The organism is Neoehrlichia mikurensis (assembly GCF_019186785.1).
Classification (GTDB): Bacteria; Pseudomonadota; Alphaproteobacteria; order Rickettsiales; family Anaplasmataceae; genus Neoehrlichia; species Neoehrlichia mikurensis.
Genome location: NZ_CP066557.1, coordinates 437,383 through 458,712, shown reverse-complemented (window position 1 = coordinate 458,712; position 21,330 = coordinate 437,383). Strand labels below are relative to the sequence as shown.

General features: G+C 26.8%; 16 protein-coding genes. 12 read left to right on the top strand and 4 right to left on the bottom strand.

All coding sequences use genetic code 11. From position 1 onward, the window contains the following. The first annotated feature begins 47 nt into the window (after nucleotides 1–47). Complete coding sequence (gshA, locus tag HL033_RS01785; RefSeq protein WP_218194377.1) at nucleotides 48–1,262, top strand: glutamate--cysteine ligase; 1,215 nt, start codon at nucleotides 48–50, stop codon at nucleotides 1,260–1,262. A 1,116-nt stretch (nucleotides 1,263–2,378) separates the two neighbouring features. Here the strand turns inward: gshA and holA are convergent. After that, nucleotides 2,379–3,392, bottom strand: a complete 1,014-nt coding sequence (gene holA, locus HL033_RS01780) for a DNA polymerase III subunit delta (RefSeq protein ID WP_218194376.1) — start codon at nucleotides 3,390–3,392, stop codon at nucleotides 2,379–2,381. Between the two features lie 401 nt (nucleotides 3,393–3,793). Here holA and HL033_RS01775 point away from each other — a divergent pair, with 401 nt between their 5' ends. The 9 genes from HL033_RS01775 (at nucleotide 3,794) to smpB (ending at nucleotide 11,640) form a co-directional block, all read left to right on the top strand. Next, complete coding sequence (locus HL033_RS01775) at nucleotides 3,794–5,017, top strand: lipoprotein-releasing ABC transporter permease subunit (RefSeq protein WP_218194375.1); 1,224 nt, start codon at nucleotides 3,794–3,796, stop codon at nucleotides 5,015–5,017. Further along, entirely contained in the window at nucleotides 5,010–5,780 is a 771-nt protein-coding gene (locus HL033_RS01770; protein WP_218194374.1) for a hypothetical protein, read from the top strand. Before HL033_RS01775 ends, HL033_RS01770 begins: the two co-directional genes overlap by 8 nt. After that, on the top strand, nucleotides 5,777–7,003 hold the full coding sequence (locus HL033_RS01765) for a hypothetical protein (RefSeq protein WP_218194373.1): 1,227 nt from the start codon (nucleotides 5,777–5,779) through the stop codon (nucleotides 7,001–7,003). Before HL033_RS01770 ends, HL033_RS01765 begins: the two co-directional genes overlap by 4 nt. 78 nt (nucleotides 7,004–7,081) lie before the next feature. Then, nucleotides 7,082–7,330 carry a DUF1467 family protein gene (locus HL033_RS01760; RefSeq protein ID WP_218194372.1) on the top strand — a complete coding sequence of 83 codons (249 nt, stop codon included), beginning with the start codon at nucleotides 7,082–7,084 and terminating at the stop codon, nucleotides 7,328–7,330. 593 nt (nucleotides 7,331–7,923) lie between these two features. Then, complete coding sequence (gene atpH, locus HL033_RS01755; RefSeq protein ID WP_218194371.1) at nucleotides 7,924–8,481, top strand: ATP synthase F1 subunit delta; 558 nt, start codon at nucleotides 7,924–7,926, stop codon at nucleotides 8,479–8,481. 15 nt (nucleotides 8,482–8,496) lie between these two features. Next, the gene (atpA, locus tag HL033_RS01750; protein WP_410522108.1) at nucleotides 8,497–10,014 is read left to right on the top strand and encodes a F0F1 ATP synthase subunit alpha; all 1,518 of its coding nucleotides are present in this window, start codon (nucleotides 8,497–8,499) and stop codon (nucleotides 10,012–10,014) included. Between the two features lie 24 nt (nucleotides 10,015–10,038). Further along, nucleotides 10,039–10,539 carry a transcription elongation factor GreA gene (greA, locus tag HL033_RS01745; protein ID WP_218194369.1) on the top strand — a complete coding sequence of 167 codons (501 nt, stop codon included), beginning with the start codon at nucleotides 10,039–10,041 and terminating at the stop codon, nucleotides 10,537–10,539. 10 nt (nucleotides 10,540–10,549) lie between these two features. Then, complete coding sequence (gene ribB / locus HL033_RS01740) at nucleotides 10,550–11,188, top strand: 3,4-dihydroxy-2-butanone-4-phosphate synthase (protein ID WP_218194368.1); 639 nt, start codon at nucleotides 10,550–10,552, stop codon at nucleotides 11,186–11,188. Between the two features lie 2 nt (nucleotides 11,189–11,190). Further along, the gene (gene smpB, locus HL033_RS01735; protein WP_218194367.1) at nucleotides 11,191–11,640 is read left to right on the top strand and encodes an SsrA-binding protein SmpB; all 450 of its coding nucleotides are present in this window, start codon (nucleotides 11,191–11,193) and stop codon (nucleotides 11,638–11,640) included. Nucleotides 11,641–12,288: 648 nt separating this feature from the next. On the opposite strand, the gene HL033_RS01730 is transcribed toward smpB, so the two are convergent. Then, complete coding sequence (locus HL033_RS01730) at nucleotides 12,289–14,739, bottom strand: valine--tRNA ligase (protein WP_218194366.1); 2,451 nt, start codon at nucleotides 14,737–14,739, stop codon at nucleotides 12,289–12,291. 441 nt (nucleotides 14,740–15,180) lie between these two features. Here HL033_RS01730 and HL033_RS01725 point away from each other — a divergent pair, with 441 nt between their 5' ends. Together HL033_RS01725 and ygfZ are read left to right on the top strand one after the other, a co-directional pair. Continuing rightward, entirely contained in the window at nucleotides 15,181–17,100 is a 1,920-nt protein-coding gene (locus HL033_RS01725) for a heme lyase CcmF/NrfE family subunit (RefSeq protein WP_218194365.1), read from the top strand. 486 nt (nucleotides 17,101–17,586) lie between these two features. Further along, on the top strand, nucleotides 17,587–18,414 hold the full coding sequence (gene ygfZ / locus HL033_RS01720) for a CAF17-like 4Fe-4S cluster assembly/insertion protein YgfZ (RefSeq protein ID WP_218194364.1): 828 nt from the start codon (nucleotides 17,587–17,589) through the stop codon (nucleotides 18,412–18,414). Between the two features lie 337 nt (nucleotides 18,415–18,751). Here ygfZ and purF read toward each other — a convergent pair whose 3' ends face one another. Together purF and pth are read right to left on the bottom strand one after the other, a co-directional pair. After that, on the bottom strand, nucleotides 18,752–20,143 hold the full coding sequence (gene purF, locus HL033_RS01715) for an amidophosphoribosyltransferase (RefSeq protein ID WP_218194363.1): 1,392 nt from the start codon (nucleotides 20,141–20,143) through the stop codon (nucleotides 18,752–18,754). A gap of 628 nt (nucleotides 20,144–20,771) precedes the next feature. After that, nucleotides 20,772–21,326, bottom strand: coding sequence for an aminoacyl-tRNA hydrolase (gene pth / locus HL033_RS01710; protein WP_218194487.1), 555 nt, complete (start codon nucleotides 21,324–21,326; stop codon nucleotides 20,772–20,774). Nucleotides 21,327–21,330: the final 4 nt, after the last annotated feature.

Genomic DNA, 21,330 nt, shown 5'->3' with positions numbered 1-21,330 from the left:
ATTATTGTGCTTGTGGAGCTTGTAATTATTGTTACAAGTAAAGATTTATGATCTATAAAATACTTTCGAGTGTTATTGAAAAATATAAACAAGAAATAGAAGATTGGTTTTTGAATAAGTTTTTATTATGTTATCCATCAGTTTTAAATTCTTCTGTTGATTTGCGTAGCTCAGGTTATAAAATTGCTCCTATTGATACTAATGTTTTTCCTGCAGGATATAATAATTTTAATACTCAGTCGAAAAATTATGCAGCTGCTTTACTACGCGAATATTTGCTTAAATATAATAATTGTAAAAAAATACTGATTATTGCAGAAGAGCATACACGAAACTTAAAATATATAGATAATATTATTGCACTAAGAGATATAGTAAACATTGCTGGATTTGATGTTGCAGTAGGAATGTGTAATATAGATTGTGATGTTCAGATTTATTCCTCTACAAAAAAGATCTTAGATGTTAAGTGTATTGTTAATCAGAGAGGAGTAGTTAAAACTAATTGTGGATTTACTTCTGATTTGATTTTAGTTAACAATGACATGACAAGTGGAATACCTGATGTTCTACAAAATTTGTTAAATCAGTATGTTATGCCATCATTACAGTTAGGGTGGTTTAAAAGACGTAAATCAAGGCATTTTAGTATTTATGAAGCTATATCTTTAGAATTTTGTAAAGAGTTTGGTATTGATCACTGGTTAATTTGCGCATTGTTTGCAAGTTGTGAAAATATATGTTTTTTAAGTAATAAAGGCATAGAAAATATTGCTAATGGTGTTGATAATTTAATATCTAAGATTAAAGAAAAGTTTTTACTTTATAGCATTAAAGAACAGCCATATGTTTTTGTGAAAGCTAATAATGGTACTTATGGTATGGGTGTTATTACTGCTTATGGAGGAGATGATATATTAAATCTTAACAAGAGAGGTCGTAACAAAATACAAAAAATTAAGGGTAATACAGTTGTTAATAGCGTACTGATTCAAGAAGGTATATTGACTATTGATAAATTTAATGGTTATGTTTCTGAACCTTTGATATATTATATAGGTAAAGATCCTGTATGTTATTTATATCGTTATAATATCAAAAAAAATATGTTATCAAACTTAAATTCTTCTGGGTGTAATTTTATTGATGTAGGTTACCAAATATGTGAAGAGAAAAAAAAGATTTGGTGTTTGGTAAGTAAACTTGCAGTATTGTCAGCAACAATGGAAATGTATGAGTTAGAAAATATGATAACACGTTAGTAGTAATTATAAGGCATTTATAATATTTTATGCATAATATAGTTATTGCAGATTTTCTTTAAGGGAATAGTGTGTAATTTTAAGTTATTTAATACTAAGTAATATTTTTACATAAAATTATACTTTAATGTAAGATTTTTTATTATAAGGTTGTGCTGTTGTTTTGTAGATATCATAGACTACTATAATTAACTTTATGCATATTAATTGCGGATTAGAGACTGAACATTACAAGAATTTGCTCTTACATACTATATAGCTATTATAGTTAACTTTTATGTATTAAGTTTACTATGTGATTATCATAATTAATTTCACGTATATTATTACAGATAATATTATCTGTTATACCTAACATACAAGAATTTGCTTTTAAGCATTATACGATTATTATGTGTTTATCTTACTTATTAAGAAATATCTTTTATATATAAATATTAGTGTTTATAAAAATGTAGTATAATGAACAAGCATTTTGTAATGCTTATTTATATAATAAATGAAGTAACTTTTAGAATAAAAGCTGTTATTTACAACAAATTAATAGGATAAGTGTATGCATATTTGTATTTGGTGAATTTATGATAAAAATGTTCTACAATATTGAAATTTTTTATTGTAGTACTCAAATACGGATCTAATGTAGAAGTAAGTAATTTTGTTGTATAAAACTATTTTTTAGGTTAATAATTCCATATTAAATATTTTGTGTTGTGCTGATATTTAATACAGTTATTAATGCTTTACAGGTAATTATATCATAACATCAAATTATGAGAAAAGTGCTTTGTACTTAAATATTGGGTAATAATTAATTAGAGAAACAATGTTATATTATAGTATATGTTGAGAGTAATTTTTATATGATCAATTCGCAGTAGAAGGATTTTTTACATTACTAATAAGTAGTCTGTATTTTGAAATATTAAAAAATTATCAAGTAATGTTCATTTTATGTGTGGATTAATATTCTGTTCTTAATGCTGGGTCTGATTCGTAATTAATAATACATGAAATTAATTATATTGTTAGAGAAATTCTTAATATGCAAAGTTAATTATAATAGTCATATAGTATGTAAGAGCAAATTTTTGTAAGTTAGTCTCTAATTTGTAGTTAATAATGCATAGAACTAATTATGGTGGTCATGTAGTATTTAAAAACAGTTTCTTGTATTGAGTCAGATTTCTTACATTGAATTTCAATCTTCAAAAGTTTTGCAAGTATGTCAAGGATCTTTTGATATTTGATAATTGTAAGGTGTTTTTTTATTGTTGGTACTAGTTTAAAAAATATAGGGGGATGTGTTTCTTGAATAGCTTGCTTTATTGTCTTGCCGCTTTGTATTTGTCTTGATAAATATTCCAATTGCATAAAATATTTTGTGATAATTCTAATTAAGGCTATGGGTGTAAACTTATTTTGTAATAGTATGTCGGTAGTTTTAATAAAGGCAGTAATATTTTTTTCAATTATAGCAATATATAAGTGATCTAATGCAAGATGTGATTCTGTAGAAAGACTTTTTTTTATATCTTCAATAACAAGAGTTTTTTTATGTCCAATATATAGTAAAAGTTTTTCAAGTTCCTGTAATGTTGCCGATTCGTTATTATAAAAATGTGCTAACATATATTGTATAACATTGTGATTACATTCTATTTTATTTGTTAATAAAAAATCTTTAATAATATAACTAAGATGTTCATTTTCATTTTTATAGCACCTTATTGATGCTGTTTTGGTGGAATTATCATAATAAGTTTTTAATGGAGAGAAATTTATTAATTCTTCTGCTATGATTATTATATAATTATACTCAGAGATATGTTTATTAATAATGTTTATGATGTCTTTATTGATAGGTTCTTTTACATTTGTAATAATGATCAATTGTTTACTATAAAATATTGGTATTGTTGTTAAATTGGAAAGCAGTAACTCAGGATTTTTGTTAATTTTTGTGAACTCTATTTTAATTATTGAATGATCATTATTGTTATTTATGTAATCAATTATTTTTTTAGTATAGATATTAATTTGACAGCTATCGTTCCCATATAGTAATGTACTGCGGACCATTTTAGGGTTATGGAAAAAATCCTGTAATTTTGATGAAGTAATTTTCATTTTTTTGTAAATGTTGTTCTTATATACAATAAGAGGTTGCACGCTACAAGTATATTATGAAGTAATTTTATTGTATGTACATTTTTTTGTTTATATTTTTATGTAAATAGCACATTATATGTTTTTCTGTATAAAGCTTGTACATTTATAATTTAATATGTTATTTACCTGGGTTATATAATTGTTTGATTTTTTAAATCATGATATAGGCAACCTTTATATTTAAAGCGTCTGTAAGACTAGAATTAATGTTAGCATTACGATATTTGTAGGCGAAAAGTAGATGTTTAGTTTAATGGTTACAATGTCTGTTATTTTTAGATGTAGTTGCTTACTTATATAAATTGCTACTTTTTTTAAATTATGATATAGGTGAACTTTATATAAACTAATATTTAAAAGTGTCTGTAAGACTAGAATTAATGTTAGCATTACGATATTTGCAGGCGAAAAACAAATATTGGTGTTGTTCAATGGTGACAATGCTTTCTGTTTTAGGTATAGCACTAGGTGTGACTGCATTAATTGTTGTTATGTCAGTGATGCATGGTTTTTCTACACAGTTGCGTAACAGTATTTTGGGGATGAATGGACATATTACTGTATATTGTGATAGTAGTGATTATTGTGATGTTGCTCAAGCCATTAAAAGCATTGAAGGTGTTACGGCAGCAATTCCTGTTACTGAAAATCAAGCTATGATTCAATCGCAAAATAATGTTTTAGGGGTTGTTGTAAGGGGGATTGATCAACAGGAAATAGTCAATAAAAAAATTCTTTTTGATAGTATAATAGACGGAAATATTGATGAATTTAATCAAGGAGTCATTCTTGGTGCGAGATTAGCAGAAAACTTAAAGGTAAAATGTGGCGATAATGTTACTATAATTTCACCAGAAGGTTTTATTACAATTTTAGGATCAATTCCAAGAGTAAAAACTTACAAAGTAGTAGGGCTATTTGATATGGGAATGTATGAGTACGATAGTACATTTGTGTATATGCCGGTAAAATTTTCACAGATTTTATTTAAATATGGTAATAAGATTAAATATATTGAGGTTTTTTTAAAAGATGCAGATAAGTCTTCTGAAATATTAAAATCAATACAGAATAAAGTTAATTATAAACTTGAAGATTGGAAGATACAGCAAGGACAGTATTTTCATGCATTACAAATTGAAAGTAATGTTATGTTTTTAATACTCACACTAATAATAGTTGTTGCAGCATTTAATATTATTTCTAGTATTTCAGTTTTAGTACAGGATAAAAAGCAAGCTATTGCAATTATGCGTACTATGGGTGCAAGTAAATGGTGTATAATGCGAATATTTTGTATATGTGGTATTTTGATAGGAGGGATAGGAACAGGGATTGGGTGCATAGCTGGTATTGGATTTTCCTTGCATATTAACGAAATAAAATCTTTTCTTGAAAATATAACAAGTAGCACTATCTTTGATCCTATAGTATATTTTTTAGATAGTATTCCTTCAAAGTTGTTAGTTGAAGATGTGGTGTATGTTGCTATGTTAGCTATAGGTATTGCTTTTGTTATGACAATACCTCCAGCTTTGAAAGCCGCATATCAAGATCCGGTAGATATTTTAAAATATGAGTAAAACTTTAATGATACGAGAGGTATGGTTATGGTGCATAATATCATGTATTCATGCTTTTTGGGCAGGAACTGTTGTGTATTGTTTATTGGATATTAAGAAAGATTTAAATATGTATAGTCAACAATGTACTCAATTGTTTAATAAGTGTGATGCAAAAGTTACAAATAGTGAAGCAGTAATATTATCGAAGATGGACAAAATTACAATGTCGGTTTCTGCGAATAAACTATTTGTGAACAAAGATGGTAACGTACAAACAAGATGTTTGTCAAAATTATTATTATCTATCATAGATTTCAAGGAATCATTCTTTAATGATGCCTTGACAAAAGATAAGATTTATAAAATTAAACAAATATTTCATGTAATAAATGATAACAGTATTGAAAATGCATTAGATAAAATAGAGAAGCTAAATGATAAAGAAATTAATACATTTAAAAAATTAAAAGAATTCTTAAAAATTATAATTAGTAGATTTCATTATAGAAATGCTAATTTATTTGAAAAATTTTTATCAAAATGGGTTTTTATTAAAAATAACAATAGTAAATTATGGAAGAATTTAAAAGAGTTAGAGTTTTATGTAGATAATAATCATTGGAATAATGCGTTGAATTTTGCAAAAAAGGAACTAAATTCCTTTGATGATTTACAGTCATGGATTATTAATCTAGAGGATTTAGTAACCATTGAAAAAAATATATCATTAATATATAATCAACTTTCAAAGCATATTATTGCATCATCTGGTAATGAATGATTACTTGCATATTAATTTTAATTATTACTATTACTGTAGGATTATGGGCAATAAATTATGAGAGTGTTTTTTGTAAAATAGAGTTCTTAGGCTATAGCGTAGAACTTAATATGTTGGTTATCTTGCTATTACTGAGTATAATTATATTTTTATTAATAGCACTGATACGTATCATTTTATATGTTATTTTACGTATATATAATGTAAAACTACATTTTTTACAAAAAGAAGTAGATTCATTTATAGCTGGAAACGCATGTCTATATTTTGGTGAAGAACGTGAAGTTAAGAAATATATAAAAAAGCTTAGAGGGTGTGATGATAAGTTTAATTTATTAAAAGCTTGTTTATGTTTTAAAATAGGACAGTATGAAAAGGCAGAAAAGTATTTTACATGTTTAGTATCTAAAAATTCTCTTCCTGATTTTTTAGGATTATTGTTATGTAGTTTTGTAAAAAGAGAAAAAGATAAATACTGTCAGCTACAGCTTTTAAAAAAACTTAATCAAATTTTTATTCAGCAAGTTTGGTCGGTAATTTTTAGAATAGATGCTTATTGCATTGAAAAAAAATGGAATATTGTAATCTCAGAATTAAAATATGCTATAAAATTTCATTTATTATTACCATATGATGCCGTAAAACTGTTAGCAGTAGTTAGCTATGCTGCTGCTGATCAATGCTACCGTGATGAAAAATATCAAGAAGGATTAAAAATTTTAAAATATGTTAAAAATAAATATATATTATTTATTGCTATTTTAAAAGCGAAATTGTACATAAAAATTGATAAGAAGAAAAAAGCTCTAGCCTTGCTCGAATATCAATATAAGATTGATGCCCATAAAGATATAGCTATGCTTTATTTGAACATATCTAATGATAAAAATCAAGCTATTGATATGTTGTATAAGCTATCTCCTGATTATTATTTTAGTAAGTATTTAATAATACAAAAATTAATAAATTTACGGCAGTACAATGCTGCTTTGCAATATTTAAATGATGCGCTAGGGAAGTATAAATACGTATCTTTTTATTTGTTAATGATACAATTATATTTAAATTTCTATGATAATAAGGAATCTTTGTGTTATTTTGAAGAGTTAAAAAATGCTGTTCCTGATATGCATTGGTGCTGTACTATATGTAATAATGTTGTACAAGAATGGTATTATGAATGTGAGCACTGTCAAGCTTTTAATTCAATTAAATGGATATAAGTTTATTAGTAAATTATATTTTATAAGTTGTCCCTTTTATCATAGATAAATATTTAACATTAAATTGAAGGAAATATTATGATTGTAAATGTTGCTGTTTTTTTTATAGTAACATGGTGGATTATCTTCTTCATAATTTTGCCTGTTAAAGTGAAGATAGATATGAATTTAAAAGTAGGATTAGCAAGTAGTGGTCCTACAAAAGCTTATTTGTTGACAAAAGTGATTATCACGACAGTTGTTACTGTGATTTTATCTGTGTTGTATTATTATTGCCAGGTTAATGGATATATTAATCTGGAATATTTATATAATTTTGTTCCTTAATATGCAAAGCAAGTATACATATGTATATAAAAAAAATAGAAGATGTTATACTTCTAGAAGATAATGTTTTATGTTGATAGCAATATATAGGGAAATATTTAGGTAATTATTGCTATGTTATAGGCCTATTAAAGTATAGGTATTATAGATAAGTGATATATTCACTTTATGTTGTAAATTATGTATAAGACAAAAGTATGATTTGGGTACTGTAATTGGATACCATAATGATAAATATAATAAGTTACTTTTTATATATGTAATGTATTAAAAATGTATATAATGTAATTAAGTTGATGTAACTTTAACTAAGTTAAATAATGTACTTCTTATAGTAAAATTTAATTTGAGATCATTATTAGTATATTGTGATAATGCTTTTAATTGTACTTTAAGTGTGTACATTAATATAATCTTCTTAGATTTAAAATATAGCTTATTTTATAATATCTATTGATTATTTGTTATAAGGTATTGATGATGTTTTTTTGAAGTATATATCATTTATAAGTGATATTTTGTAAAATACAAAAATTCTTGACTATACTACAATGAAGTGTATAATCCCTTAGCTGGTTACACTGCTGGGTATTATGAATCAACGAAATCTTGGTTATATAATTTTTAATTATGCGCAGGTATTGTTTGATTTATCACAAGACAATTTTGATAAAATATGCAGTGATGTCCAAGTTTTTACTGAAGCTATAAAAATAGACAAGGTTTATTCATTTTTAGTAAACCCAGTTGTATCAATTAATGATAAAAATGCTATTATTAATTCAGTAAATGATGTACTAGAAAAAGTATTGCTAAATTTTGTATGTGTAGTCATTGAAAATAAGCGAGCTCCTTTACTATTAGAAATTTTTAAGCAATTTTTTATTTTGGTAAAGCAACATCAGAAAAAATTTGATATAGAAATAACTTCATCTTATTTGTTATCAAAAAAAGAAATTAATGAAATTATTGATGTTTTAAAGACTAAATATGGTACAGCCGAAAATATTGTTAATAATGTAGATCCTGAGATTTTAGGTGGGTTTATTATTAGAATAGGTTTTAATATAATAGATGTTTCATTAAATAGTTATTTACAAAATTTATCAGCAGCAAGTAAGATTGCTATATGTAAAATTAATATTTTTTAGGTGAAAGTAATGAGTATGGTGTCATCTGGGGAAGTATTGCGTATTATTAAGGAAAAAGTTGAAAGCTTTGACAATCCTATAAAAAATGAAAGTATAGGTGAAGTGATATCAATTAAAGATGGTATAGCTTTAGTTTATGGCTTGGAGAAAGCAAAATTCAGTGAAGTAGTAGTATTTAATAACGGTATTCATGGAATAATATTAAGCCTAGAATATGATACTGTTAGCGTGGTGGTATTTGGTGATGATAGAGATATTAAAGAAGGTGATATTGTTAAATGTACTAATCGCTTGATGGATGTTCCAGTAGGATTTGAAATGCTTGGTAGAGTTGTTGATCCGTTAGGTAACCCTATAGATGGGGAAGGAGATATAAATTTTTACAATAAACTTCCTGTAGAAGTTAGGGCGCCAGGTGTTATAGATAGGCAACCTGTTACTGAACCTTTACAAACTGGCATTAAGACTATAGATATGTTGATTCCAATAGGAAGAGGGCAGCGTGAATTAATTATAGGTGATAGAAAAATTGGCAAAACATCTATTGCTATAGATACTATTATTAATCAAAAAACTATTAATGATACGGCTGATGAAAGTAAAAAGCTATATTGTATATATGTTGCTATAGGACAGAAAAATTCTTCAATAGCTAGAATAGTAAATAAACTTAAAGAAAGTGGAGCGATGAGTTATACAATAGTTGTTGCTGCGGGGGCCGCTGATAATGTTGCTACTCAATATTTGGCTCCATATGCTGCTTGTGCTATGGGAGAGTTTTTTCGTGATAGAGGAATGCATTGTTTGATTGTGTATGATGATTTATCAAAGCATGCTGTTGCATATAGACAGATGTCATTGTTATTAAGACGTCCTCCTGGTCGTGAAGCATATCCTGGAGATGTGTTTTATATTCATTCTCGGTTATTAGAAAGGGCTGCAAAAATGTCTAATAGTAAAGGTGGTGGTTCTTTGACAGCACTGCCTATTATTGAAACGCAGGGCGGTGATGTGTCTGCTTATATTCCTACAAATGTTATTTCAATAACTGATGGACAAATTTTTCTTGAGTCTGAACTTTTTTATAAAGGGTTTCGTCCTGCTATTAATGTTGGTTTATCTGTTTCAAGAGTTGGTTCTGCTGCACAGATAAAATCTGTAAAACAGGTTGCTGGTTCTGTAAAGTTAAGTTTAGCTCAATATCGTGAGTTAGAAGATTTTGCAAAATTTGGTTCTGATTTAGATGTTCATTCACAGAAAATCTTAGAAAGAGGGAAAGTAATGATGGAGTTGCTAAAACAACCGCAATATTCACCGCTAACTGTTGAGGAACAAATTGCTGTTATTTTTGCTGGTGTGAATGGATGTTTAGATAACTTAAAAATAAGTGATGTTAATAAGTTTGAGCAAGATTTTTTGCGTGAGCTACAATTTGATCACAAAGATGTTTTAGTTAGCTTGTCAAAAAGTATAACTGATGATATAAAGAATAGATTATTAGAAATAATAAAGGCATTTTGCTTGCGTTTTTGAGCAAGTTAAGAGGTAGGTACTACTATGGCTGACTATATTACCACGAGATTTCCTATTACAAAGAAGGGTTTTGAAAAATTAGAATCAGAATTAGAATTATTGAAAAGTGAAAGACCTAAAATTATAAAATCTATTTCTGATGCTAGGGAGTTAGGTGATCTTTCTGAAAATGCAGAGTATCATGCTGCTCGTGAAAAGCAAGGATTAATAGAAAGCAAGATAATGGAATTAGAATCAAAAAAATCTAGAGCTGAAATAATAGATGTATCAGAATTATCAGGTGATACAGTGATGTTTGGGGCAACTGTAACGCTTTCTATATGTAATGAATGTAATGATGTGATTAGTGTTACTAAGTATCAAATAGTTGGTGAATATGAAGCAGATGTATCAAAAAATATGATTTCTATTAAATCTCCTTTAACTGTATCTCTTCTAGGAAAAAGACAAGGTGATGTTGTTGAGGTAAAAACACCTAAGGGTGACTATAAAATGTATAAAATTATGAACATAGAATTTATTTAGAAGGTCGTTAATGAGTGTTAACAATTTAGAAAAGTATAATTGTATTTCTTTTGTTGACCATGTTATAGAAGATGCTGCTAATGGTAAGCCTTTTATTCTAGTGGATGATAAGAATAGAGAAAATGAAGGTGACTTGGTTGTTTTAGCAGATAAAGTAAATAGCGAAATAATGAATTTGATGATACAGCATGGTAGTGGTATTGTCTGTTTAGCTATGACAGAATATTACATGAAAAAACTTAACTTAGACTTTATGCCTCGTACTAATATTAATGATAATTGTGCTGCGTTTACTACTTCTATAGATTCTAGATATGGTATTACTACAGGAGTATCTGCACAAGATAGGGTGACTACAATACTCACAGTTATACGTGATGGTACTACAAAAGATGATTTCGTCACGCCAGGACATGTTTTTCCTATTATTGCAAGAAGCGGTGGAGTACTTGAAAGGCCAGGTCATACAGAGGCAAGTGTTGAAATTGCAAGATTATCTGCATGTTCAGAGGCAGCAGTTGTGTGTGAGCTTATGAATAAGGATGGTACAATGTCTAGATTTTCTGAAATTGTAGATTTTGCTAATAAATATAATATCAAAATATTGACAATTAATAGACTTATTGAATACTTGAATTTGCGTTCTTAGATATGGAAGTAATAATAGAAAATCGTAAAGCGCGATTTAATTATTTTATTGTACAAGAATTTGATGCTGGGATAGTGTTAATAGGAAGTGAAGTAAAATCTCTCCGTCAAAGAAAGGTGAGTATTGCTGAAGCTTATGTTATAGAAAGGAAAATGGAATTATGGTTATATGGATTGCATATTTCAGAATATAATCACTCAGGTTATCGTAATCATAGTCCATTAAGGCCACGAAAATTGCTTCTCCGTAAAAAGCAAATTTATAAAATAGCAGGTAATCTTAAAACTTCAGGAGTAACTGTGGTACCGCTGTTGTTATTTTTTGATGATAAAGGGTTAGCGAAAGTTAAAATTGCTATGGTAAAAGGTAAAAAACTTTATGATAAAAGGGAAGCAATAAAAGCTAGAGATTGGGATCGAGAAAAAAATAGAGCAATGCGTTATGATAATTAGCTTATACAATCGCTATTAAAATACAGTAATTTTTTAATATATATATATCAGTTTTTAATCCTACTTGTTGTTCTGTTATTGAATGGCTAATAATCCTATGAAGCAGCTGGTAATAAATTATTTTTTATTGAAATTCATGATTAATAATAGCTGTTTTTGTTAGAACTATTAACAGATGTATTATGTTCTTTTTTATTAGCAAATACATGTTTAATATTGTTATGCTTCTCAATTATAAAATTTTTAATTGAGAAATCTAATTATATATTCTATATTAGCACATACTAAAAGATGATAGATTATTATCTAATAAATGTTAAAAGAAATTTATAAAATTAGAAGTGTTTTTGTATAATTTAAGAAATTACATAATTTAAATAGAATGAAAGTATAATTTATAAGTTGTTGTATTAGGAATTTTAATTTATTGAAAAGTAAATTTTCTTTTGTATCAGCATAGCAAATTTTCTACTGATAAATTTTAAATTAAATTATAAAGAAGAAAAATATTTCTATATTTGTCAATTTATTTGCAGAAATATTTAAAGTATCTACCTATATATTGCATTATTGTAATATTTTAAGTTAATTATTGTAAAGCTGTGAGTTACTGAACATGGTTTGTATAATTAATAAACTTTGTATATTTTATACAAATGTTGCAGAAATATTTAAAATATCTTCCTGTATATCATTATAAAATACATTATTTGCATTACATACATATTTTAAGTCCTGAGTAAACGATTGAGGAAAATAAAAGGAATTTTGACAATTTATTGTTAATGTATCTATTTGAGATTTGATGGAAACTTTCATGTTAGATTTTAATTTTCTTACTTGATCTAATATTTCTATAAATTTATCTCCTAGTTGTTCATGTGACTTGTCATATAAATTTTCTTCTTTAATAGGCCAATTATTTTGGCTGTGGATAGAATTATTGCTATAAAGAGTATTATAAATTTCTTCTGTGATATATGGAATGAATGGTGCTAATAGTTTTAGTAAAATCTTAAGCGTATAGGATAAAGTATTAATAGCACTTAAATTTTCTTGTGAAGTAACGTCTTTACCATATGCTCTTTTTTTTGCAAGTTCTAAATAATTGTTACAAAAATCTTTCCAGAAAAATTCTTCAACAGTATTTAGTGCTATGCAATATTCAAAACAATTAAACTGTTGTGTTGTATATGATATTGTCTTGTATAATTTAGATAATATCCATTTATCCATTGGTTCTGTTACGTAGTTAATATTAGGAGTATGATGATATGAAGTAAACATAGAGACAAATTTACTTGCATTCCAAAGTTTAGTAATAAGACGTTGTCCTGTTTTAATAGTATTATGGGAAAATGCTGTATCAGTGCCAAGTTTAGAATTTGCCGCCCAGTATCTTACTGCATCAGCGCCATATGCATCTAATATTTTGTATGGATCTATAGTATTACCCTTTGACTTACTCATTTTTGTTTTATCTTCTGACAAACACCATCCACTAATCATGATATTTTTCCATGGAATATCATTATTATGGTAATTAGATTTCAAAATAGTATAAAATGCCCATGAACGTATGATTTCGTGACTTTGTGCTCTTAAGTCTGCAGGAAACAAAAAAGAAGGTAAGTTGTTTATATTTAGTAATGTGTCTTTATTAGTGTGTTGGATATGAAATTGTGGAGAAAGTGAGCTAGTAGCCCAAGTATCCATTACATCAGTCTCTGCTTCAACTTCTTCTTTACTGTATCCATGAGGAATATCTATTGTTGGATTTACTGGTAAATCTTTAATATCTGGAATAATAACTTTATCTTGTTCATTTGTTCTTTTAGAATACCATATAGGAAATGGTACTCCGAAATATCGTTGACGTGATATACACCAATCCCAATTTAAGCTGTCTATCCATATTTTCATGCGTTTGCTCATGCATTGAGGATACCAATTAATTTGTTGAATTTTTTGTAATATTTCATTTTTATAATCTAGTATTTTAATAAACCACTGATAATCGAGTAGAATTTCAATAGGAGCTCCCGATCTTTCAGCACATTTAACATTATGGATTATTGGTTGTTGAGCAATAAGTAAATTATGTTGCGATAAAAATTCTATTGTTATTTTACGAGCATCGATAATAGATAAATTATTAATTTGCTGTATAAAAGCATGTGCTTTTTCTATAGATGAATGTATATTGCAAATTTTTCCTGCTTTGTTAATGATAATCTTAGTGTCTAGTTGATGAGTATTCCACCAATAAATATCCATTTCATCGCCAAATGTGCAACACATAACTAGCCCTGTCCCTTTCTCTATTTTTACTTTATCATCTGGTAAAATTTTAACTTTATTTTCAAAAATAGGTACTATAGCATATTGTCCATTTAAATGTACATATCGATGGTCTTCGGGATGAAAAAATATTGCTACGCATGCTGGTATAAGTTCTGGACGTGTGGTTGCAATATTGATAATTTCTCCATTTTCTGTTCGAAAATTAATTATATTCATGAAGGATGTAACTTCCTTATCTTCAATCTCTACTTGAGCGATTGCTGTTTGATCTACTGTATCCCAAAAAATAGGTTGCAATTTTCTATACAATTTGTTTTTTTTATATAAATCAATAAAAGACATTTGTGATAATGCTTGAATATCTTTACTCATGGTATGGTATTCTAATGTCCAATCATAGCTAATACCCAAAATACGAAATAATTTTTTGAATTGCATTCTAAAATCACAAGAAACCTGTTGACACATTTTAGCAAAGTCTTTTCTTTCAAGATCTTTTGCTTTTATTTTTTTAGTTTTCTCAACTAGTCTTTCTGTTGGTAATCCATTGTCATCAAACCCTATTGGATAAAATACATTTTTACCAAGCATGCGCTGATATCGTGCTATGAAGTCAGTATGACAATAACTAAATACATGTCCCATATGCAATTGACCTGATATTGTAGGAGGAGGAGTATCAATAACGAAATTGTTATTGTTAGAATTTGTCCATTTATACAATTGTGTATTTTCCCATAAAGTATTAATTTTATCTTCGATTATTTTAAATGAATATTTGTTACTTAATTCCATAAATTTGATTAATTTTAATTTTATTAGGAAAGTATAGAAAATAGTTATCAGTGATGCAATAACTTCATAATAATAACAATTACTTGAGAAATAAATTAAAATATATTTATTATCAATAATATTAGCATTTAGACTATGTTAGAAATTTGATAAATTTTATATATTTTTAAATATTTATACGGTGTCACTATTTAATATTATTAATAATTATAATAAGTAATTATTTTTTAAATATATTTCTATGATTTTATGATATATAACAGTTTTTTAGAATATTGATAATTAACTATTAAATAATTGATATATATTTATTTATTGTGCTATGAAGTCAATATGATAGTATACTCTACTTAACTTTTTATTCTTTATGCTAGCATCACAATGGTTGTTACTATTATTAATATGGTTTATAATTTAGTTAACAGCTAAATGTAGTAATTAATGTTAGATTTTGTAGGTAATCTAAGTTTACCGTTATTAGTAACGTGCATATTGTCTGCAATTTATCCTGCTGTTTCATATTTATCATTTACTTTGAGTAAAATCATTACATACGTTATTTTTTGTTTTGCTACTCTTGCTATGGGATTGTTGATTTATGTACATATAACAGATAATTTTTCTTTTTGTAATGTTTATTATAACTCTCATACAACGAAACCTTTGATATACAAAATATGTGGCGTGTGGGGTAATTATGAAGGTTCAATTTTATTATGGCTTTGGATATTAAGTGTACATGCTTTGCTGCTAGAATTACTATTAAAGTCAGAAGATTTAAAAAAAGTTGCTATATCAATACAACACTTATTGTATTGTGGTTTTTCATTATTCATTATGACAACATCTAACCCTTTTACTAAAATGACAACAGTTGAACTTGATGGATTAGGTTTTAATCCTATGTTGCAAGATATAGGATTAGCTATACATCCTCCTATATTGTTTTTTGGATATGTTGGGTTTAGTACGGTTTTTTCTATAACATTATCTAGTGTTATGGTGCGAAAAAGGGCGCAGGAGTGGGCATGTATAATAAGTCCGTGGGTATTAACTTCATGGTCTTTTTTAACATGTGGCATTGCTTTAGGAAGTTGGTGGGCATATCGAGAATTAGGGTGGGGAGGATTTTGGTTTTGGGATCCTGTTGAGAATTCTTCACTAATGCCATGGTTATTAGGAGTAGCATTAATACATGCAATAACTTTAGTAAGAAAATTTAATATATGTTGTAGTTTTGCGTATGTATTATCAATATTTACATTTGGATTTAGTTTAATTGGTACGTTTTTAGTACGTTCTGGAATTTTAGTATCTGTACATACTTTTGCTAATGACCCAGAACGTGGAATATATATATTATTGTTAATTGGTGTGATAATAAGTACAAGTGTTGTAATATTGATGATTTTCTTTAGAGGATCAAAAGAGAATTATTGTTTTTCTTATATTTCAAAAATTACTGCGATAATGATAAATAATATATTATTATTAACAGCTTTTTTTGTAGTATTTATTGGTACTATTTATCCTATTATTTTGGAATTATTGACAGATGAAGTAATTTCAGTTGGATCTCAATATTATAACATAATTTTTGGTGGATTGGTTGTTGTATTATTGTTATTGATGGGATTTGTATGGGAATTAGATTGGCAAGAAAGTAATAATTCAAAAATAAGCTTTAAATTGTATCTGTTAATAATATTGACGATATTTTCTTTAATTTTATTTAAGGGCATTGCTGCAGGTATATTGTTACTATCAATATTATTGATAGTTCTATCTTTGAAAGATTATAGTAGTAAAATTCAATTGTTTAGAATTCCCTTAACTAGCTCTATAAAATTGGCTATATCTTTGCATACTAAATATTATTCGATGTTTATTTCACATATGGGGTTTTCTATATTAGTATTAGGGATTATTTGTTCTACGGTTTTGCAGGAGACTAAAGAACAGTATATGAAAGCAAATAGTCGTGTAAATATTTATGGCCTTGAGATTGTTTTATCAAAACTTACTTTTATTAAGAAGGATAATTATGAGGCAATTAGGGGGTTATTTGTCATAAAAGATAATGATAGAATAATAGGTAAATTACTTCCTGAGAATAGGTTCTATATAGTTGAAGGAACTAGAAATACTGAAAGCAGTATATATCATAATGGTTTATCAGATATTTATATAATAATAGGCGATATAGATGTGCATAAGGGTATTGCTGTGAAAATATATTATAAACCCTATGTTAACTTAGTATGGATAGGGTTTTTTATGATAGCTTTTGGTGGAATAATAGGTGTTATTCTTTTAAAAAGAAGGCTTTATAATAAATTAATTAATAGACTTGAAGATTGATAGATAATTTTATATGGACGTTTATTCACTATGAATTAATGCTTAGTGTAAATAGATTATTATAATTTGTTAGTTATTACCTAATGTTTTATAATAAATGTTCCATTGTATGAAAAATGAAATACCATGTAAGATGAAAATATGTGATTTTTTTATGAAAGCAAATAATTTATATTGTTGTATATGAATATTATCTACTGCAAGAATTGAATATTTAATATGTGAGTGCTGTTAGTATTAGGTAAGTAGCACAGTACTAATATTTAGGATTTGCATGTATTAAATAGTGCTTAGTACTTTATTTTACTAACATATGTTGTCCAAAAATTGTGAAAAGTATATTTTGTTTTATAAGTATTGTAAGATATTTATTGGTTATGTTTAATATAATTATCAAGAGAATGAGTGTTTAACAAATGAAAATAATTTTAAGGATACTTATTAATTAATAGGTATAATACCTAAGGTAATGATTGAGGTATTGATGTGAGATTTACTACATTATTGAATCGTAGTATAATAAAAATTTCTGGTCCAGATAATAAGCAATTTCTTAACGATATAGCTACAAATAATATATTTAAAGTAAATGCTAGTAACTCTGTTTATTCTTTATTATTAACTCCTAATGGAAGATATATATATGATTTTTTCTTAGTACAAGTTGAAAATGATTTATTGTTGGAGTGTGATAGTATTGATAAAAATGATCTTATAGCACAATTGATGTTATATAAATTACATAAAAGAGTAAAAATTAGAGATTGTTCTAAAGAATATAAGGTAGGTGTAATAATAGATAGGAAGGAAAGTTATTGTGGCAAGACTTGTGTCATAGATGAGTTAATATTTATTAGTGATCCTAGAAATGCTAATATAGGAACACGTGTTATTATGCCTACATTAAGTGAAACATTGTTTAAAAATATAGATTTACAAGAATATGAAATTCTTAAAATGCAATATACAGTTCCAGATTGTAATAGAGATATGAAAAAGAGAGAGTCTTTTCCATTACATTTTAGGATGGATGAGTTTAACGCAATTGATTTTAATAAAGGGTGTTATGTAGGACAAGAAGTAGTTGCACGTATGTATCGTATTGGTGCTAAAAAGAAAACTTATACAATAATTTCCCCTTATAATGATTTACCTACAGATGTAAAAGAAATATTTTTTCAAGATGAATTAATAGGTCATTTGTTGTTTAGTATAAATAATATGGGATTATGTATACTACAAGTTGATAAAGTTATAAACTATCAAGATGTTATGAAAATAGGCAATGTTGAAGTTAGTATATATAAAATGTGAAGTTATTAAATGATTGATTATGATAAGTTTATTTTTTTATATTGAAATATAAGTTACTGTATAAATTGAATTTCTAAAATTTTATTAGAAGTATGAAATTTAATTTTACGTGAGAAAACTCCTCTTAAACTAATTGTATCATAGTTTGTTGTAAATAATAATTGAAAGTAAGATAAGATATTTATGCTATCAAAATTTGTATTTTTAAGTATTAAAATATAATGTTAATGTTTTTTAATATTTAATAACATATTAATACTTAGTAAATATATGCCAAAGATTAAGAGACCTTTGTATGTTAAGTGTTACAAATTGCTGTATATTATATGATGCGATCTTATTTGCCTATAGGATATTCTCCAGTAAAACATGCATCACAATATTGAGGTTTTTGCATGTTACGATTTGTGTTACAAATTGCCTTATATAATCCATCTATACTAAGAAATGCTAAGCTGTCACACTGTAAAATTTCTACTAATTCAGCTATTGAGAAGTTATTTGCTATGAGTTGTGAGGCATTGGGCGTGTCTATACCATAAAAACAGGAATATTTAGTTGGAGGACTAGATATTCTTAGGTGTATATATTTTGCTCCTGCTTTTCTTAATAATGATATAATGCTTTTTAATGTTGTGCCACGTACAATACTATCATCTATTAAGACTATACTTTTATTTTTTAATACTGAAGAATTTGCACTATGTTTTAATTGAATACTCATATTGCGTGTTTGAGCAGTAGGTTGTATAAATGTGCGGCCTACGTAATGGTTTCTAATAATGCCAAATTCAAAAGGAATTTTTGTATGTGATGAATACCCTATTGCTGCTGGTATTCCAGAATCTGGTACAGGTACTATCATGTCAGTGTCATTTGGTGGGGGATTTTCAATTGATAATTCTATTCCAATATTTTTGCGAATTTCATATATTGATTGGTTCGCCATTATACTGTCAGGACGAGCAAAATATACGTATTCAAATATACAAAAACTTGGTTTATAACTTTCTAAGGGGAATAAGCTTGTAACTTTATTATCTTTATTAATGATGATTAATTCTCCTGGTTTAATATCTCTAACTGTAGTAAATCCTGTAATATTAAAAGCACATGTTTCTGATGCTAAAGCATAAGATTTTTTACAAATGCCTAATGTTAATGGTCTTATTCCTGAAGGATCTCTCACTCCTATTAGTGTATTTTTTGTCATAATTACCAAAGAGTATGCGCCTTTAATTTGTTTTAAGGCAAATATTATACTGTTAATGAAATCTTCTTCGCTACTTATAGCAATTAAGTTTGCAATTAATTCTGTATCTATCTTTGATGAGAATTTGTAACCTTGTTTAATGAGATTGTGACGTATTTCTTCTGTGTTTATTAAATTTCCGTTATGAGCTATTGCTAATTTACCGAATTTACAATTTGTAATTATAGGTTGCATTTGCATTTTATCGCCACTTGTTGAATAACGAACATGTCCAATTGATAGTGTTCCTGATAATGCATCTATAGCATTTGCTTTGTTAAATATATCATTGACATATCCATGTGAATGATATATATGAAAATTATCATGATCTGATTCATCAGATGTTACAACACCAAAAGACTCTTGTCCTCTATGTTGTAGTGCATGTAGCCCTAATATACAGTTTAATCCTGCATGGCGATTATTTTTTATTGCAAAAACACCACATTCTTCGTGTATTTCGTTGAATGGCATAACTTTTTATTGTATACTTTATATATATGATAGTACGATATACATATAATTTATGCTAATAAATCTTAAAAATAAAAAAATTATTATCTATTATATATTAACATACTTTTAGTATTGATTATATGATTAAAATAAGGTTTTCCGTAAAGAAAATATATTAAAACTAATAATCAAAGTTAACAAAATTACTGCAGAAAGTTTATTGTGGTATTATTGTATAATAAAAACTTTCTAATTGGTTTTGATAAATGTGTTTCTAGCAGTATTTTGTACTTAGTTTATATGTAAAATTATGAGATACATATACAAGAGTAGTATGATACTTTGATTGTTTTTATAATTTTATGAAGTAGTAATGAGTTTTTAACATATATAGTAGATTTATTGTATATGATAAATTGCCTGTGGTTGGCTTTATATTATTAAATGTAATACCTATAAAGTTATCATGATATATATTGTGATAATTGTTTTTTAGTTAATGTTGTTATGTCCTGAAACAGAAAGATATTGATAGCTGTAAGATTCTATGTGATTGTGTAGGTGAAGTTCAAATTTTATTGGTAAGAAATCATTGTGTTTTTTATAAAGATTTAAATACAAAATATCAGAAATTAATAATACATAATTATATTGATAGACTTTGTATAAATTGAGATTTATCGTCCGTTAGTAGTAGATGTATATGTTGTGAAATATTGTGTATTATGTTCTTAACTTTATTTATATTATCAAAATTGGATAAAACGTGGTATTCAAGTGTTATAGGGTAAACTGGTTTGCTAATACCAAATCTTACTCTCCAGTAATCTTGGCCAATTTCTTGAGTAATTGATTGTAATCCATTGTGTCCTGCACTACCTCCTCCCTTTTTAAGCTTTATTTTGCCAAATTGTATATCAGCTTCGTCATGAAAAATAATAATATTATCAAGTGCGATCTTATGTGTAGTCACGATTTTAACAATAGACTTACCAGAATTATTCATAAATGTTTGAGGTTTTGAGAGTATTACTCTGTGAGATCTTATGTCCCCTATTGATAATAGAGAGTCATATTTCTTATAAAATTGAGGAAAACCAAAGCAATTTGCTATGGCATCAATTATCATAAACCCTATATTATGACGTGTTAACTCATATTTAATACCAGGATTACCAAGCCCTACAAATAAAGTAAACATATAA

Coding starts and splice junctions, on each gene's coding strand:
- HL033_RS01765 (WP_218194373.1), top strand. CDS start 5,777: ATGATTACTTGCATATTAATTTTAATTATTACTATTACTGTAGGATTA.
- purF (WP_218194363.1), bottom strand. CDS start 20,143: ATGCCATTCAACGAAATACACGAAGAATGTGGTGTTTTTGCAATAAAA.
- smpB (WP_218194367.1), top strand. CDS start 11,191: ATGGAAGTAATAATAGAAAATCGTAAAGCGCGATTTAATTATTTTATT.
- holA (WP_218194376.1), bottom strand. CDS start 3,392: ATGAAAATTACTTCATCAAAATTACAGGATTTTTTCCATAACCCTAAA.
- HL033_RS01760 (WP_218194372.1), top strand. CDS start 7,082: ATGATTGTAAATGTTGCTGTTTTTTTTATAGTAACATGGTGGATTATC.
- ribB (WP_218194368.1), top strand. CDS start 10,550: ATGAGTGTTAACAATTTAGAAAAGTATAATTGTATTTCTTTTGTTGAC.
- HL033_RS01730 (WP_218194366.1), bottom strand. CDS start 14,739: ATGGAATTAAGTAACAAATATTCATTTAAAATAATCGAAGATAAAATT.
- atpA (WP_410522108.1), top strand. CDS start 8,497: ATGGTGTCATCTGGGGAAGTATTGCGTATTATTAAGGAAAAAGTTGAA.
- atpH (WP_218194371.1), top strand. CDS start 7,924: ATGAATCAACGAAATCTTGGTTATATAATTTTTAATTATGCGCAGGTA.
- greA (WP_218194369.1), top strand. CDS start 10,039: ATGGCTGACTATATTACCACGAGATTTCCTATTACAAAGAAGGGTTTT.
- gshA (WP_218194377.1), top strand. CDS start 48: ATGATCTATAAAATACTTTCGAGTGTTATTGAAAAATATAAACAAGAA.
- HL033_RS01725 (WP_218194365.1), top strand. CDS start 15,181: ATGTTAGATTTTGTAGGTAATCTAAGTTTACCGTTATTAGTAACGTGC.
- pth (WP_218194487.1), bottom strand. CDS start 21,326: ATGTTTACTTTATTTGTAGGGCTTGGTAATCCTGGTATTAAATATGAG.
- HL033_RS01770 (WP_218194374.1), top strand. CDS start 5,010: ATGAGTAAAACTTTAATGATACGAGAGGTATGGTTATGGTGCATAATA.